The organism is Dyadobacter sp. CY326 (assembly GCF_021390515.1).
In the GTDB taxonomy this organism is placed as follows: domain Bacteria; phylum Bacteroidota; class Bacteroidia; order Cytophagales; family Spirosomataceae; genus Dyadobacter.
Map to the genome: position 1 here is coordinate 518,957 of NZ_JAJUXI010000004.1, position 17,426 is coordinate 536,382.

The following is a 17,426-nucleotide window of genomic DNA, read 5'->3' on the forward strand; positions in this document are numbered from 1 at the left end:
TTACAGCGGCTTTCCAGGAATAGTTTTATTTTCGAGCAGCACAAACGGCATGTGCACATCCCACGTAGGTTTCAGGTTTTCCTGGTTCAAAAAGCCCTTGGAATAATTTCCTAAAACAATATCTGGATCTCCGTCACCATCGTAATCCTGAACATTCATGCAAATCCAGCGGCCATCCTTGTAAATAGGAACGGCGTGCGGCTTAAAGCCCAACTTGCTTTGTTCGGCACTTTTCGCCTGCTCAAAATATAGGAAAGTTTCCTTCGGTCGCTTTTCGAAATCAGCAAAGAATGCAATTGTAGCGATATCTACATCACCGTCTTTGTCAAAGTCAGCCGCTAACGCTTTCATGCAACCATGAATCGGATAAAAATATTTTTGTCCAAACTCAAAATTCCCTTTGCCCTCGAAAATGTAGAGGCCATGGTAAGGCTTTAATATCCGTGAAAAATCGCTGTTGTCACCGGCTGTGTAAACAATATCAGGCCTACCGTCATTGGTCACATCCGCAAATTGAAAACTGCTCGATCCGTAGACGGAAGGGAAGCGAAGCACGTTTTTTGTAGCAAAACCACCCATTTTGTTATTCAAAAACAGCCAAATTCCCTCATCACCATGAGCAAATAGCGTCATCACGTCGGGCCAGCCATCACTATTAAAGTCGCGTATAATGCTATCCGTTGCCCCCGGTACTTCACGGATTGCCACTTTCTCGAAAATATGATTATTCGTTTGTTTCAAAATATACAATCCGCCAAGATTATGCCCGAATGCACAGACCAGATAATCCATTAAGCCATCTTTGTTGAAGTCAATGGGCTGGGTTTTGATCGGGCGGGTCAGGTCGTCTGAAATAACCTTCGGTTTGGCGTTGCTATCGTTAGTTAATGTAAAAATTTGCCCCTTCGTAACATCCAATGCGCGCATGCCGCCCATGCATGTAATAATCGTTTGCGGTTGTTTTGCAGAAGGAAAACAAATGTCAATCGCGGACGAGGGAAGCCTGGTGACAAGCTGTTTATGATTCAAATTGTCGAACCGGTAAATTCCGGGATCTTCGAGGTCGCTGGTATAAATGCTGCTTTTCGCTGAATCAATGCCAACAAGCAATGTGCTGCTGATTATCAGGCTGTCAGCTTTCGGTTTCTTTATTGAAAACAATGCCCAGTCATCCACAGGAGCGTTTTTCTCGGAGTCGTCGAGCATTTCTGGAGCGAGCGTTTCGTAATAAGCAACGAGCCTGTTCCAATCTGTAGAAGATATCGCCGACTGTTTTTGATGCAGATAAATGTTGCCCTCCAACACTTCAATTCCGAGTTGTTCGGCCATTGCAGGCAGCACACCATTCTTCCAGGTTGCTTTGTCAAGAAGGGTCGGATCGGGCAGGAGGTGACAGCCGCTGCAATGCTTGGCAGCAAGTGCCTTTCCGGCCAAAACTGCTTCGGTCCGGGCCGTCTGTTTGCATGAACCTACCCAAGTGCTGATTGCCACCAGGAGGAGAAAAAGGATTGACTTCGATTTCAAAACAAGCTGATTATTTAAGTGTAAATATGGTGACAAATTGTAGGATACTAAGATTGTACAATATTTTGTTGAGGCAAAATAAGGGCTTATGCTCTAATAAAGCACCCGAAATCGGGATATCTATGACATTATTTTATCTTTTTATAATACTATTATTTCATTACATGAAAATATTAACCGAAAACGGACTATTATTTGTGTAAATAATGATAGATTTGGCTGCTTAATAATTATTAACCTAACCGAGAATTATGAAAAGAATCTACAAGAACTCCGGCAGGAGTATCTTTTTCTCCTTCATGCTAAGTTTCGCAGCAATTGTTGCATTTGCACAAGAACGTAAGGTAACAGGAAAGATCACGGACCTTGCCGGCACAGGCATTCCAGGGGCCACGGTTGTCTTAAAAGGAACCCAAACGGGAACAAACACAAACGGAGATGGAGAATTTTCCATCAATGTAGGAAATGCCACCACTTTGGTGATCAGTTTTGTAGGTTACAAAACAAAAGAGGTTGCAGTGGGCAACCAGTCGGTAATCAACATTCAGATGGATGATGATGTATCGGCGCTAGAGGAGGTGATTGTAACGGGTTACACCATTGACAGTCGCAGGGAAACAACGGGTGCGGTTTCAACGGTTAAATCAAAAGATTTGACTGCAACGCCATCCGGTAACGTTGAACAGCAATTACAAGGACGTGTAGCGGGTGTGACAGTTATTACAAACGGTCAGCCTGGGACATCAAGCCAGATTCGTGTAAGGGGTTTTGGTGCATTCGGCGGTAACGAACCATTATATGTAGTGGATGGGGTGCCAACCGGATCAACAGACTTCCTTAATCCAGACGACATTGAAACAACAACCGTTTTGAAAGATGCTGCTGCTGCTTCTATATATGGAGCGCGGGCTGCTAACGGTGTAATTGTTTACACAACTAAAAAAGGAACCAAGAAAGCGAAGAAATTGAGCGTAACATATGATGGACTTTTCGGGGTGACAACGCCTGGAAAAGGACAGACAATGTTGACGCCTCAGGAACAGGCTGACTGGACTTGGCAGGCAATCAGAAATGATGCATTCCAGGGTGACTCGCTGCCAAAGTTTACCAACATTGCGCAAGGACAATATGGCTCGGGTGACAAACCGGTTCTGCCTGACTACATTAACGTTGGTGGAAAAACGGGTGTTATCGGTTCTTTGGACCTGGCAGCTGAAAAGTTGAAATACAATGTGGACCCGACGCGCGGATCTATTTATCAGGTGGTGAAAGCCAACAAGCAAGGAACTGACTGGTATGACGCCATTACGCGTAATGCGCCGTTGCAGAGACATTCTTTGGGCTTTTCGGGAGGCGGTGATAACAACCGTTTCTATGCAGGTTTCAGCATTCAGGATCAAAAAGGGATTATGCTGAACAATGGTTTCAAACGTTATGCCTTCCGTGTGAACACTGAATTCGACGTGCTGAAAAACCTGAGAATCGGTCAAAATGCACAGTTCACTTATTTACAGGTGCTAGGCCAGGGTGGTGGAAATGGCGGACAAGGTGTAGCTGCGGATGAAAATGACATTCTTTCTGCATTCCGTATGCCTTCAATCATTCCGGTTTATGACGAATTCGGCGGATATGCAGGAACTGCGGCGAAAGGTTTCAACAACCCACGTAACCCGGTTGCAAGCAGAGATGGTCTGAAAGACAATGCTGGTTTTGGAGGGAACGGATTTGGTAACTTCTACATTGAACTCGATGTGGTTCCAGGTTTGACTTTGCGCTCAAGCATTGGTGCGCAATATTCCAATTATGCCAACAGAGGTTTCAGCCGTTTACAATATGAAAACTCTGAAAACAACTCTGCATTTGGTTACAATGAAGGCTCAGGACACCGTTTCAGCTGGACATTGACAAACACAGCCAACTTTAAGAAACAATTCGGACTTCACAATCTGGACGTAATCATTGGTCAGGAAGCATTGAACACAGGCATCGGAAAAAATCAGTTTTCATCTGGTTTGAACCCATTCTCTACGGACATCAATTACATTAACATGAATAATGTAAGCTCGAAACAAGTAGGAAGTGATTATTTCAAAGGTGTTAACTTCTACTCTTTGTTTGCGCGTGCCAACTACACATTCAACGACCGCTACATTCTTACAGGTGTTGTTCGTCGCGATGGTGCATCCCGCTTTGGAGCTAACAACCGTTATGGTGTTTTCCCGGCATTCTCTGCAGCATGGAGAATTTCGTCAGAAAACTTCATGAAAAGCGTTCCGTTCATTACAGAGCTTAAACTTAGAGGTGGTTACGGTTTAATGGGTAACTCAAATAACGTAGACCCTAACAACCAGTATAGCTTATATGGTGCAAGTCTTGGACAATCATCCTATGACATCAATGGAACCAATTCAAGCGCGGTGGAAGGTTACTATCGTACACGTATTGGTAACAAAAGCGCTAAATGGGAAACCAGTATCACCAAAAACATTGGTATTGACGGAACATTCCTGAAAGGTAAACTGGATATCATCATTGACCTTTGGCAAAAAGACACCAAGGATCTTTTGTTCCAGGTGCCGATCACTGCAACTGCCGGATACGATGCTGCTGCTCCTTCGGTGAACGTAGGTAAAATGTCCAACAAAGGAATTGACTTGCAGATCATCAACCGTGGCCGGATTACAAACGACCTGGGTTATGAAGTAAACTTCACTGCTGGTATTCTTAAAAACAACATTGAATCGCTCGCTCCTGGAATCAACTATTTGACTGTTAACCCTGATTTCCGTGGCATCAAGCCAATCAGAAACCAGATCGGTTATGCAATCTCTTCGTTCTACGGATATAAAGTTGCTGGTCTTTTCAAAGACAAAGCAGAAGTGGACGCTGCACCTGCACAAGATGGTAAAGGCCCAGGCCGTTTCCGTTACGAGGACATCAACAACGACGGTGTAATCAATGCAGACGACAGAACTTATCTTGGAAGCCCTGTTCCGAAGTTTACAGGTGGAATCAACCTGAAATTCACTTACAAAGGATTTGATGTTGAAACTTACATGTACACATCCATTGGAAACAAAATCTTCAACCTTTCTAAATGGTTTACAGATTTCTATCCATCATTTACTGGTGCTGCGGTTAGTGATCGCGTTAAGAATTCTTGGTTGCCAACCAACACAGATACGGACACCCCGATCTTCGAAAGCACTTCCAATTTCAGCACAAACACGCAGTCAAACTCATTCTATGTGGAGGACGGATCATTCTTCCGTATGCAAAACATCACTTTGGGTTACACATTGCCAGGCAATCTTTTGAACAAGATCCGGATGTCTAAACTGCGTGTATTCGCTTCAACCAATAACTTGTTTACTGTAACCAAATACAAAGGTCTTGATCCTGGTGTTGGTGGAAATGCAGATACAAACTTTGGTATCGACGTAGGTAACTACCCGATCACAAGAAGCTACACTATCGGTATCAACTTGGGTTTCTAAAATCGAAAATTCAAAGCGCTTAATTCACAACATCGGTTTAGACAGATTTTGATAAAAAAAATGAATAAAATGAACAAAATAGTATCAAAAGGAGGGTTAGCACTGCTAGTTGCAATGATGCTGATCGGATACTCCTGCAAAGAAAACTTCCTCGAAATTCCTGCAACCGGGCAGCTTGATGAAGCACAGCTTTCCACCAAAAAAGGAATTGAAGGTGTGCTTGTATCAGTGTACGGCCAGCTTAACGGGCGTGCCAACCGTATGGCCAGCGCTAGTAACTGGGTGTGGGGAAGTATCCGCGGTGGTGATGCCAACAAAGGAACGGATCCAGGTGATTTTAGTGATATCAACCCAATCCAACGTTTTGAGTATCAGACCACACAAGGCGTAATCCTGGACAAATGGAAAGGTAACTATGAAGGCGTTGCACGTGCAAACTTGGTGATTAAACTAATCGGCATCGCGCAACCTGACGTTACTGAGGATGACAAGAAGAGAATCGGTGGAGAAGCCCGCTTCCTGCGAGGTCATTACTATTTCGAATTGAAAAGAGGATTCAATAATGTTCCTTTTGTAGACGAAACCAAGGACTACGGAACAGGCATTGAAGCAGTTCCTAACACTGTGGACATTTGGCCATTGATCGAAGCGGACATGAAGTACGCTTATGAAAACCTGCCGGAAACGCAAGGTGCCGCTGGTAGAGCGAACAAATGGGCTGCTGCTGCTTATCTTGCCAAAATCTACATGTATCAGAAAAAGTTTGCAGAAGCGAAAGCACTTTATGATCTGATCATTGCGAATGGTAAAACCACCAATGGTAAAAAATATGCGCTGGTTCCTAAGTTCCAGGATGCTTTCAAGGCTTCCAATGACAACAATTCTGAATCGGTTTTTGCGATCCAGGCTGCTGCTAACACGGGAAGTGTAAACAATGCAAACCCGGAATTTGACCTTAACTGGCCTTATAACACAGGTCCTAATGGTCCGGGTAACTGCTGCAGTTTCTTCCAGCCAAGCTTCGAATTGGGTAACTCTTTCCGTACAGATGCAACAGGACTTCCTTTGTTGGATGGTTCTTACAACACAGCGGGCAAGGAGTTGAAAACAGATATGGGTCTTAAATCATCCGATCCGTTTACACCAGACGCAGGCCCTGTTGATCCACGTCTTGACCATTCAATCGGTCGTCGCGGACTTCCGTTCCTTGACTGGATCGATCACCCAGGTAACGACTGGATTCGTAACCAGCCGAATGCAGGTCCTTATACGCCTAAAAAATACGCTTATTACAAATCGGACATTGGTTCGTTGCAGGATAACAGCTCATGGACACCAGGTTACACAGCGATCAACGTGAACATCATTCGTTACGCCGACGTGCTTTTAATGGCAGCGGAAGCTGAAATTGAAGTGGGAACATTGGAAAAAGCGAGAGACTACGTAAACCTTGTACGTGCTCGTGCTGCCAATCCGGAAAGCTTTGTAAAACGCGCGAATGGTGCAAATGCAGCCAACTACGTGATCACAACTTACAAAACTCCGTTTGCAAGCAAAGATGCTGCCCGCACTGCCGTTCGTTTCGAAAGAAAGCTTGAATTGTCAGGTGAAGGCCACCGTTTCTTTGACCTTGTGCGTTGGGAAATCGCTGAATCTGTCTTGAATGCTTACCTTACTTATGAGGGTAAAAAATTAAGCGGAGCATTAGGTGGAACCAAATTTACACCTAAGAAAAACGAGTTCTTGCCAGTGCCGCAGGAGCAGATAGATTTGCTTGGTAAAGATGTGCTTGTTCAAAACCCCGGTTATTAATACAATTTAGTGTTTGTAATTTAAAAGGAGGTGGTATTAGTTTACCATCTCCTTTTCTTAATTTCGAGAAGTCCAATTCTGAATGATCCAATGAATTTTATTTTACCCTCAAAACACATCCTGGCGGCACTGTTTGCTGTATTGCTGTTTGCATCCTGCAAAAAAGAGCTGAAAACATTTACCCAACTGGACAGCGACGAAACAGGCATTCAATTCTCCAACCGCATTGACGAAAATGACACGATGAACATTCTGTCGTTTGAATATGTGTACAATGGCGGAGGTGTGGCATTGGGCGATTTCAACAATGACAGTTTACCAGATGTCTACTTCACCGGGAATTCTGTCGATAATAAATTATATCTCAACAAAGGTGACTTCAAATTCGAAGATGTCACCCAGAAAGCAGGCGTTGAGGCCAAAAACAAATGGTCGACAGGCGTGGCGCTTATTGATATAAACAGCGACAACTTACTGGACATTTACGTGTGTTCATCCGTCCGTGATGTGGCTCGCGAGCGTGAAAACCTGCTTTATGTAAATCAAGGATTGGACAAAAATAAAGTGCCGGTGTTCAAGGAAATGGGAAAGGAATATGGCATCGCAGACACGACACACACAACGAATGCCGCGTTTTTCGATTATGACAATGATGGCGATCTGGACCTTTTCCTGGTTGTCAATGAAATGGACGACAATAATTTTCCCAATAAATATCACCAAAAAATCGTCGACGGCTCTTCGAAAAGGACCGATCGACTTTATAGAAATGACTGGAACGCGGATTTAAAACATCCTGTTTTTACCAATATTTCCAAAGAAGCCGGCATATTAATAGAAGGTTACGGGCTTGGCGTCAATGTCACGGACATCAATCAGGATGGCTGGAAAGACATTTACGTCACCAATGATTACCTGACCAACGACCTGCTTTACATCAACAATGGAAACGGAACCTTTACCGATAAGGCGCCAACGACATTTAAACACACTTCACATTCTGCAATGGGAAATGATGTTGCAGACATTAACAATGACGGATTAGTGGATGTGATTGCGGTGGATATGATGCCAGCAACCAACCGCCGAAAAAAAATGATGACTCCCGCCAATAGTTACGTGACTTATCAAAACAACGAACTGTTTGGCTATCAATATCAGGTTGCAAGAAACACATTGCAGCTGAATCTTGGATCTCCAGAAGGAAAAAGCAAAAGTCCGGTTTTCAGTGAGATAGGGCTGCTTAGCGGCATTGCTGAAACGGATTGGAGCTGGACGCCAATGGTCACCGATTTTGATAACGACGGCATGCGGGATATGATCATTACCAATGGTTTTCCAAAAGACATAACAGACCTCGATTTCATCGCCTATCGGAATGAAGTGTCGAGCCTGGTGGAGCCAATGGCCATGCTGGAATACATTCCAACGGTGAAGATTGCCAATTTTGCATTTAGAAATAAGGGTAACCTCGCGTTCGAAGATGTTAGCGAACAATGGGGCCTCGAAGCAGCAAGTTTCTCCAACGGCGCCGCCTATGCAGATCTTGACAATGACGGTGACCTCGACTTCGTCGTGAATAATATCAACGATTCTGCCTTTGTTTATCGCAACAACAGCATTCAGATCAAACCGCAGGAAAGCAATTATTTGCGCGTTGCGTTCAAGGGGAACCGTTACAACAAGGCCGGAATAGGAGCGGTTGCAGAGATTACTTATGCCGACACCATGCAGCAAATTGCTGAAAACTCACCTTATCGAGGCTATTTGTCAACCGTAGAGCCGTTTGTTCATTTTGGTTTAGGTAAAAGCACAAAGATCGACCACATTAAAGTCACCTGGCCAGGCGGTAAAACGCAGGTTTTGAGTAATATCAAAGCAAATCAGGTGCTCACTTTCTCGGAAACCAATGCGACTGATCCGATTGACTCCGGCGAAAACAGCGAGACGACTGCTCCGCTTTTCACGGACATCACCGCTTCCATCAACCCGCCTTACCGGCATCAGGAAACGGACATTATTGATTTCAATGTTCAAAAGCTTTTGCCACATAAATTATCCCAATTCGGGCCTGCGATGGCGGCCGGGGACGTAAATGGCGATGGCCTGGATGACATTTTCATTGGCGGCGCAGTAAGTTACAAAGGGCGTTTCTTGATGCAACAAGCCAACGGGAAATTCAAGGTTTCAGACTTGCTTCCCGGCGTGGAAGGAATCACAAAGGAAACCGAAGATATGGGCGTGCTGTTGTTTGATGCTGATAACGACAAGGATCTGGACCTGTGCATTGTGAGCGGCAGTTATGAAATCCGGTCGGGATCACAGGGCTTAAAAACAATGCTTTATTTGAATGATGGCAGAGGGAAATTTGCGCTCGATGCAGCCGCCCTGCCGCAGTTTTTGGTCAATGGCTCGTGCATTAAAGCTGTGGATTATGATAAAGATGGCGACCTGGATCTCTTCATTGGTGGCCGCGTTGAATCCGGTGCATATCCCAAATCCGTTTCCAGCTTCGTGCTGCGGAATGATTCTCAGCAAAATGTTGCCAAATTCTCAGATGTAACAAAGATAATCGCACCAGAACTGCAAAATATCGGCCTGGTTTGCGATGCATTATGGACCGATTATGATAATGACGGCTGGGTGGATTTGCTCGTTGCGGGAGAATGGATGCCACTCACTTTTTTCAAAAATGAAAACGGTAAGCTCAAAAAAGCGATTTCCGGTCTGGAAGATAAAAAAGGATGGTGGGGAAGCTTGACTGCGGGCGACTTTGACAATGACGGTGATATGGATTACGTGGCCGGAAACCTTGGTCTCAATTCACTTGCACGCGCATCTGAGGCCAGGCCCGTGAGCATGTATGCAAAGGATTTCAACAATGATGGCTATTTCGATGCCATTCCGACCGTTTATTATAGGGCGGATGACAAGACTTATAAGGAATTTCCATACAACACGCGCGACGATATGGGCAAGCAAATCATTCAGGTGAGGCAGCGTTTTCAGGAATACAATAAGTTTGCGCAAGTAAGCTTGCCGGAAATTTTAAAACCCGAAGAATTGAAAGATGCCCTGCACGTAACCGCGACCTGGATGAAAAGCAGCTATATTGAAAATCTGGGAAAAGGAAAATTCGCCGTGCATGAATTGCCCATTCAAGCGCAAGTGGCACCCATATTTGGAATGGTCGCAGATGATTTTAACCAGGACGGGAACATGGATGTCTTGCTTTCTGGAAATGATTATGGTTCAGAGGTCTCAGTCGGCCGTTATGACGCGCTTTACGGGCTCGTTTTATTGGGTAATGGCAAAGGGACTTTCAAGCCAACGAGTCTTGCGAAGAGCGGATATGCAGCCATGGGCAATGCAAAAGGACTCATCAAGCTTTCGTCAAGCGGCGATAAATGGATCACCGCAACTTCACAAAACAAGGATTCCGTACGCTTTCATTTGAGCCGCTTCGAGGTGAAAAAATACCCGTTAATGCCCACGGAAACCACTGTTTTGGTTAAGTTGAAAGGCGGCAAAACCCGGCGCGAAGAACCTGGTTATGGCTCTTCGTTCCTGTCGCAATCATCGCACATGCTGTTTTTGCCAACTAACGCCGAAGGAGCGGTGGCCATAGATTCCAAAGGCGCGAAGCGTGTGATCAAGTAAAACCGATCAAATAATAATGTTGCAAAAAGCCTGGGCTAATTTTAGTCCGGGTTTTTTTTATAACATTTCCAATAACGCCTAAAATTGTCACATTTACAGTTATTACTAATTTAAGTAATTATGTAACTATTCTTTTACAAATCGATTTTCCTCAAAACTGACCGTTTCTGCATAAAACACAATCTTAAATGTTCGCTAAAATCAGTTTTTGTCACCAGTATGTTACTTTAAAAAGCTGATAATGTGTTACTTGTAATATTGACACTTGCAAATTTTACTTAAAAATTCATTTTTGACATTGAAGAAATTAGCGCGTTAAAATGAAAAAAATACAATCATTCCAGAGTGTACAATATTGATATAATACAATTAAATATTTATTTTGATATAATGCATTGATATTAGATTTTTTCCTGATGGAAAATGATAGTTTTGATCGCAATACTAATATTAACCTAGCTAGATGTGATGAAACAAAATTACCTTCTCCTCGGAAGTAGGCTGTTTTTCAGTGTGCTTCTGTTTCTCGTTTGTCAAAATGTATTTTCCCAAGAATTGACAATTTCAGGGAAAGTCTCGGACGAACAATCAGGCACAAGCTTGCCCGGCGCCTCGGTGACCTTAAAAGGTTCGACATCAGTGGGCGTCACCACAGACGCAGATGGAAACTATTCCATCAAAGTTCCTTCAAATGCCCAGTCAATCGTCATTTCATTCATCGGTTACACAGCCAAAGAGGTCGTAATCGGCAACAGGTCGGTGATTGATGTCACATTGCTGAGCGATGTAAGTGCATTAGAAGAAGTCATTGTAACCGGATATGGCTCGCAATCCAAGCGCGATATCACCGGTTCGGTAACGACAGTTAATGCAAAAGATCTGCAATCTGTGCCGGCAACGACATTTGCACAGCAATTGCAGGGCCGCGCTTCGGGTCTTAACATTGTCAACGATGCCACGCCCGGCGGAAATGCAACCGTGCGTATACGGGGCTTCGGTACGATTGGCAACAACGATCCGTTATTTATCATTGACGGCGTGCCCACTGAAAACCAGGGCAACCTGAATCCGAACGACATTGAGACCATTCAAATCCTGAAAGATGCGTCATCGGCTTCAATTTATGGTTCCCGAGCTGCCAACGGGGTCGTGATTATTACAACAAAACGCGGAAAGATTGGCAAGCCAATCATTTCATTCAACGCATATTACGGAACGCAAAAAACCTACAAAGATGCGGAAGCATTGAATGCGGAGGAATTGGGAAAATATCTTTATCTGGCCGATAAATATGCTGGAAAAACGCCTTCACACGGTCAGTATACTTTTGGTCCAAATGGTGAAATAACGATTCCTGACTATGTTTTTCCGAGCAAAGGAAAAGAAGGCACGCCGGACGTTGATCCTGCTAAATATTCGCTCGTTCCGGGTAACATTTATGCCATCACAAAAGCGTCAGACACCAACTGGTGGGAGGAATTGACAAGGACGGCGCCCATTCAAAATTATCAGATTTCGGCATCGGGTGGAACGGAAAACAGTCGTTATGCACTTTCTGTGGGTTATTTTAGTCAGGATGGGGTTGTGAAATTCATTGGTTATGATCGTTACACAATCCGCGCGAATACGGAATTTTCTGCTTTGGGAAAAAAACTGCGTGTGGGCGAAAACCTTGCCGTTTCGTTCGATAACAGAAAAGGCGGATTTGGGAATAACCAGGAGCAAAACGCTGTTTCGGGAAGTTACAAGCACCATCCGTTGCTTCCGGTTTATGACATTGCAGGAAACTTCGCGGGTTCGAGAGGAGCAAACCTTGGAAATAACTCCAATCCCTACGCCACATTATTCCGTGAAAAAGACAACACAACTTACCGCCTCAGGGCATTTGGAAACGTGTATGGCGAATTTGACATAATCCCTAACCTCACCATTAAAACCAGCCTGGGCATCGACGGTGTAAGCCAGCGGGGCCGTTACATTGGACGGGCCAACCCGGAATATGTGGAAGGAAGTTTTAACAACGGATCCACCTCAACCGACTATTATTCTTACCAATGGGTGTGGACCAACACGCTGAGTTACTCGCGCAACTTCGGGACAAATCATAAAGTCGACGCATATGTCGGCGTTGAAGCGATTCGGGAATTTGCCGAAGAGTTTGGCGCAGCACGTTCCGGATATGCATTTGAAATCCCTTCAATCATCAATTATCTGAACCTGGGCGATGCGACCAAGGCAACTAACTTTGGCGGTGTAAACCGGGATTACAGCCTTTACTCGCAATTTGGAAAGGTTAACTATGCATATGCCGATAAATATTTGCTCCAATTCATTTTACGGAATGACGCCTCCTCCCGCTTCCAGGCAGCGTCCCGAAGCGCTTTGTTCCCTGCATTTAGCGCAGGATGGCGGTTGTCGGAAGAAAGCTTTATGAAAGAATTCGGATTCATTAATGACTTGAAAATCCGATATGGATGGGGCAAAACCGGAAACCAAAAAATTGGTGACTACAACGCATTTACAACTTATCGTGCAGATATTTTCCACGCGGGTTATCCCATCGACGGATCGCCAAGCCAGCCGACCATTGGTTATGATGCATCGTCATTCGGGAACCCGAATGCGAAATGGGAAACGACGACTTCCAATAACCTGGGCCTGGACGCAACATTCCTGAACGATGCCTTAACATTTGAGATCGACTTTTGGAACAGAAAAACGGCGGATATGCTTTTCTCGACGCCCATCACATTTACAGCCGGTGATGCCAATGCGCCATCATTCAATGTGGGTGCAATGACCAACAAAGGCATTGATCTGGGGATCGGATATCGCAACACATTAATGAAAGGCGATTTCCGTTACGGCTTGTCGGCAAACTATTCAATGTACAGAAACACGGTTGACAAGCTTGATGAGAGTGATAACACCAAGTTTTTTGGTGCGGGATCGCGGGTGCCGGCCGTTACGCTTACACAAGCGGGTTTGCCATTGTCGTCTTATTATGGTTATAAAGTTTTGGGAATTTTCCAATCCGATGAAGAAGCAAAAGCCTGGGCGCCTTATGAGAAATACAACAAGGCTGGCAAGTTCAAAATGGCTGACATTAATAACGACGGCAAAATCACGGATGAAGATCGCACAGTGATCGGGAATCCGCACCCGGATTTTGTTTACGGCGTCAACCTGAATCTGGGTTACAAAGCTTTTGACCTGACCGTTTTTGGAAATGGCGTTGTGGGCAACGAGATTTTCAATTATCTGCGCTATTTCACCGATTTCAACACATTTCAGGGCAACCGCGCAAAACGCGCACTTTACGACGCATGGCAGCCCGATCATAAGGAAGGCACTGTGCCCATTATGGACGCAGACGACCAGATCAGCAGCCGGCCATCGAGCTATCTCGTTGAAAAAGGCACTTATTTCCGCCTCAAAAATGTGCAGCTGACTTACACTTTGCCAAAAGTCGCTTCTTCAAAGATCGGGTTTAGCAATGCGCAAGTTTACATTCAGGGCCAAAACATGCTGACAATCACCAAGTACACAGGTCTTAACCCCGAAATCCAGACGGGATCCGACAACACACTTGGCTTCGACGGCGGTTACATGCCAGTGTCCCGTACATTCCTGGTCGGCCTGAACTTCTCTTTCTAAACCCGGCTCCTTCAAACTGATTTAAAATACTGAATATATGAAGACGAGACTTTTAAAATACATGCTTTCCATTGGTCTTGCGATTGGAATCGTAACGGCCTGTAAGGATTCATTTTTGTCAAAAGATCCGCAAGGACAATATAGCCCAACGGCATTGAAAACGCCAAGTGGCGTGGAAGGTTTGCTTGTGGGAGCATATGCAATGATCGACGGACAGGGCCTGGACGGTCAGGATTCGTGGAACAACGACATTCAGAGCTGGGTTTTTGGCGGACTGGCTTCCGATGATTCGTATAAAGGAACGGACGCCGGTGACCAGCCAGAGCAATCATTTATTGAAAAATATGATTTCCAGCCAACCAATAACCACATTAAAAACAAATGGCGCGGGCTTTATAAAGGCATTGCGCGGACAAATGATGTGATCAACACGCTGGCCGAAGTTCCGGAAGTGGGCGAGGCGAGAAGAAACCAGATCATTGCAGAGGCCAGGTTCTTGCGTGGACTTTTTCATTTTGAAGCCAAGAAAATGTGGAAAACGATTCCTTACATTGATGAAACGATCTATAAACTGGACGATCTGGAAAGCACTAAAATTCCAAATGATAAGGATGTCTGGCCAATGATTGAAGCCGATTTTAAGGCTGCTTCGGAAGGTTTGCCGGAAGTGCAGTCGCAAGTTGGCCGTCCTACCAAATGGGCTGCGCTCGCATTTCTTGGCAAGGTTTACATGTATCAGGGCTGGAATGTGACGACTGGTGCTGCCAATACAGCCGTTTTGCAAAAAGCGAAGCCGATTTTTGAGCAGATCATTGCTTCCGGGAAGTTTACGCTTGCGCCCAAATTTGAGGATAACTTTTTAATCGCAACAAGAAATAACAAGGAGTCGATTTTTGAGATACAATATTCAGTATCAAGTGCTTCTGGCGATGCGGCGGATGCGGGCGTTGGTCTGGCGCACCCTTACATTGATCCATGGGGCTGCTGCGGATTTTACCAGCCTTCGCAAAATCTTGTCAATGCATTTAAAACAACCACAACCGGCCTTCCATTATTGGACACATTCAATGATTCGGATGTCAAAAACGATCAGGGATTGAAATACACCGATCCGTTTGAGCCTTACACGGGTCCATTGGATCCGCGTTTGGACCAGACGGTTGGCCGTAGGGGAATTTTGTTTAAAGATTTCAAAATCCACGGAAGCGACTTCATTCGTGACCAAACTTATGCTGGGCCTTATTCACCCAAAAAACACATTTCCGAGAAAGCAGGATTTGGTGTAAATGGTTGGGGTAATTTGTCGAGCAACAATTATCGGATTATGCGCTACGGGATGATATTGCTTTGGCTGGCAGAGGTGGAAGTGGAACTTGGTAACCTCGAAAACGCCAGAAAACTGGTAAACCAGATCAGAACCCGGGCAGCGAATCCGGCCGGTTTTGTCAAAAAAGCAGTGCAGGGAACCAAGTCACGCGATGATTACACCGTCTTGAACGAGCCCGCCGCTAATTACGTGATCAAAACTTACGACCAGCCCTGGGCGGACGCCGCAACCGCGCGCAAAGCTGTAAGATTTGAATCTCGACTTGAATTTGCTATGGAAGGCCACCGTTTCTTCGATCTGCAAAGATGGGGCATTGCCGCTGAAACATTGAACAAATATGTGACCGTGGAATCTACAAAGCGGGTTTATAAGAAGGGCTCCGTATTTACGAAAGGTAAAAACGAATATTTCCCGATCCCGCAGGAGGCGATTGACCGTTCTTACAAGGCCGGGACCGCAACCCTGGTTCAAGATCCTGCCTATAAGTAGGATAGTTGGTTAGTGTAGCCAATAATTTGTTAAGCGTTGGTAATCAGAAAAGCCTTGGCATACACATGCCAAGGCTTTCTTTTTCAGTAACTTAATTGGGTTAAATAACCCTGATTTCCTGCGCAGGCTTTTCAGATCCCGGAATAATCGGCAGGTTCAAATGCAGGATTCCGTTGATATACTCTGCGCGAACATTTTCTGCATCCACTGTTTCATCAATCACAAATGTCCTCTCGAAAGACGCCTTGCTGAACTCATGCCTGATCCAGTTTTTACTTTCATCCTTCTCATTGTCAGCCACATAAGAGATAACTAACTCATGGCCTTTAATGCGCACCTTGAAATCATCCTTCGCCCGGTCAGGAGCGAAAACCATGAGTTCATAATCGTTATCATTTTTAATGATGTTTACAGGAACCCTGTAATTATGGCTTCCGCCAAACTGTCTTCCCGAATATTCATGACGCATGCCGTAACCACGCTGTCCAAATCTATTTCCGCACATTTTGTTTTTGATTTAATTGTTAAAATTTAATTTTTCTGGTCGTTCCCAATGGCTGCCGCAATGTCCGTGTCCATAATGACCGAATGCGCGATGGTGAAACCTGTGCCCGACCGTCAGGTGCAGGCTGGCTGCTGTGATCAGCGCAATGCTAACGCCGAGCAGGAATCTGGTTTTTCTTTTCATGGCTTATATGTTTTTTGAATTTTGATAAAATGGATCTCTCAACCCTTCTTTTCCTTCGTAAGGATGTTGAACTTCGTAGCGGTCAAAGTAAGAGGGATCGTAATGTCTCCATCTTCTGTATCCGTAACCTCTCCCGCCGAATAATCGGAAGATGAATCCGATAAAAAGGAAGAAGAAGAGCACTTTGAAAAGCAGGAACGGAATGAGGAATAGGACAACCCCTCCAAGGATTCCGCCGGCGACTGTTTTAAGAATTTGACTAAACATGGCTTTAAATTTACGTTCGTGATATGCACCATTTGGTGTACATAATCGCAGACGGGCGACGCAAAAAATTACTTTAAGAATTCTTGAAAAATAAAAAACCCGGCTTTGCGAGCCGGGTTGCAGTGGTGTTATTCATCTTCTGGCGGCTTTCCGCAGCGCCTGCGCATTTCCTGCCGAAACTTCTTCCGGTCCTCATCGGTCATCTCCATCCATTTATTTCGCCACGGACCGCCGAATCCGGGGCCATTATTTCCGGAAAATTTTCCGCCAAAATCGGGCCGGTTCCAGCGACCCGGACCGCCTCCGAAGTTTCCAAACAATATCCTGCACAAAACAATGAGCCCTACGGCCTGCCAGTAAGATATGACATTGACGTTGAGCAAATCCGGTAAAATGGCGTTCCATAACCAACGTACAAAAGCGCCCAGCAATAACGCTGCCGCCAATCCGAAAATCGGAAACATCCAAAAACGCTTCTTATATGTATGTTGCTGATTCATGATGG

The 17,426-nt window shown here is 44.9% G+C and carries 10 protein-coding genes; 5 read left to right on the forward strand and 5 right to left on the reverse strand.

The features are described from left to right. Complete coding sequence (locus LZG73_RS10520) at positions 1–1,524, reverse strand: VCBS repeat-containing protein (RefSeq protein ID WP_233848576.1); 1,524 nt, start codon at positions 1,522–1,524, stop codon at positions 1–3. Positions 1,525–1,775: 251 nt separating this feature from the next. Here LZG73_RS10520 and LZG73_RS10525 point away from each other — a divergent pair, with 251 nt between their 5' ends. The 5 genes from LZG73_RS10525 (at position 1,776) to LZG73_RS10545 (ending at position 15,966) form a co-directional block, all read left to right on the forward strand. Further along, positions 1,776–5,021, forward strand: coding sequence for a SusC/RagA family TonB-linked outer membrane protein (locus LZG73_RS10525; protein WP_409014325.1), 3,246 nt, complete (start codon positions 1,776–1,778; stop codon positions 5,019–5,021). Positions 5,022–5,090: 69 nt separating this feature from the next. Then, a complete protein-coding gene (locus tag LZG73_RS10530) occupies positions 5,091–6,833 on the forward strand; it encodes a RagB/SusD family nutrient uptake outer membrane protein (protein WP_233848578.1) in 1,743 nt (580 codons plus the stop codon). A 90-nt stretch (positions 6,834–6,923) separates the two neighbouring features. Continuing rightward, positions 6,924–10,493, forward strand: a complete 3,570-nt coding sequence (locus tag LZG73_RS10535; protein ID WP_233848584.1) for a VCBS repeat-containing protein — start codon at positions 6,924–6,926, stop codon at positions 10,491–10,493. A 468-nt stretch (positions 10,494–10,961) separates the two neighbouring features. Continuing rightward, complete coding sequence (locus LZG73_RS10540; RefSeq protein WP_233848585.1) at positions 10,962–14,150, forward strand: TonB-dependent receptor; 3,189 nt, start codon at positions 10,962–10,964, stop codon at positions 14,148–14,150. A 37-nt stretch (positions 14,151–14,187) separates the two neighbouring features. Further along, the gene (locus LZG73_RS10545; protein WP_233848587.1) at positions 14,188–15,966 is read left to right on the forward strand and encodes a RagB/SusD family nutrient uptake outer membrane protein; all 1,779 of its coding nucleotides are present in this window, start codon (positions 14,188–14,190) and stop codon (positions 15,964–15,966) included. Between the two features lie 100 nt (positions 15,967–16,066). Here LZG73_RS10545 and LZG73_RS10550 read toward each other — a convergent pair whose 3' ends face one another. The 4 genes from LZG73_RS10550 to LZG73_RS10565 all read right to left on the reverse strand — a co-directional run bounded on the left by LZG73_RS10550 (position 16,067) and on the right by LZG73_RS10565 (position 17,421). Beyond that, positions 16,067–16,471, reverse strand: coding sequence for an Hsp20/alpha crystallin family protein (locus tag LZG73_RS10550; RefSeq protein ID WP_233848589.1), 405 nt, complete (start codon positions 16,469–16,471; stop codon positions 16,067–16,069). A 12-nt stretch (positions 16,472–16,483) separates the two neighbouring features. Beyond that, positions 16,484–16,654 carry a hypothetical protein gene (locus LZG73_RS10555; RefSeq protein ID WP_233848591.1) on the reverse strand — a complete coding sequence of 57 codons (171 nt, stop codon included), beginning with the start codon at positions 16,652–16,654 and terminating at the stop codon, positions 16,484–16,486. A gap of 3 nt (positions 16,655–16,657) precedes the next feature. Then, complete coding sequence (locus LZG73_RS10560; RefSeq protein WP_233848593.1) at positions 16,658–16,921, reverse strand: hypothetical protein; 264 nt, start codon at positions 16,919–16,921, stop codon at positions 16,658–16,660. Between the two features lie 128 nt (positions 16,922–17,049). Then, complete coding sequence (locus LZG73_RS10565; RefSeq protein WP_233848594.1) at positions 17,050–17,421, reverse strand: hypothetical protein; 372 nt, start codon at positions 17,419–17,421, stop codon at positions 17,050–17,052. Positions 17,422–17,426: the final 5 nt, after the last annotated feature.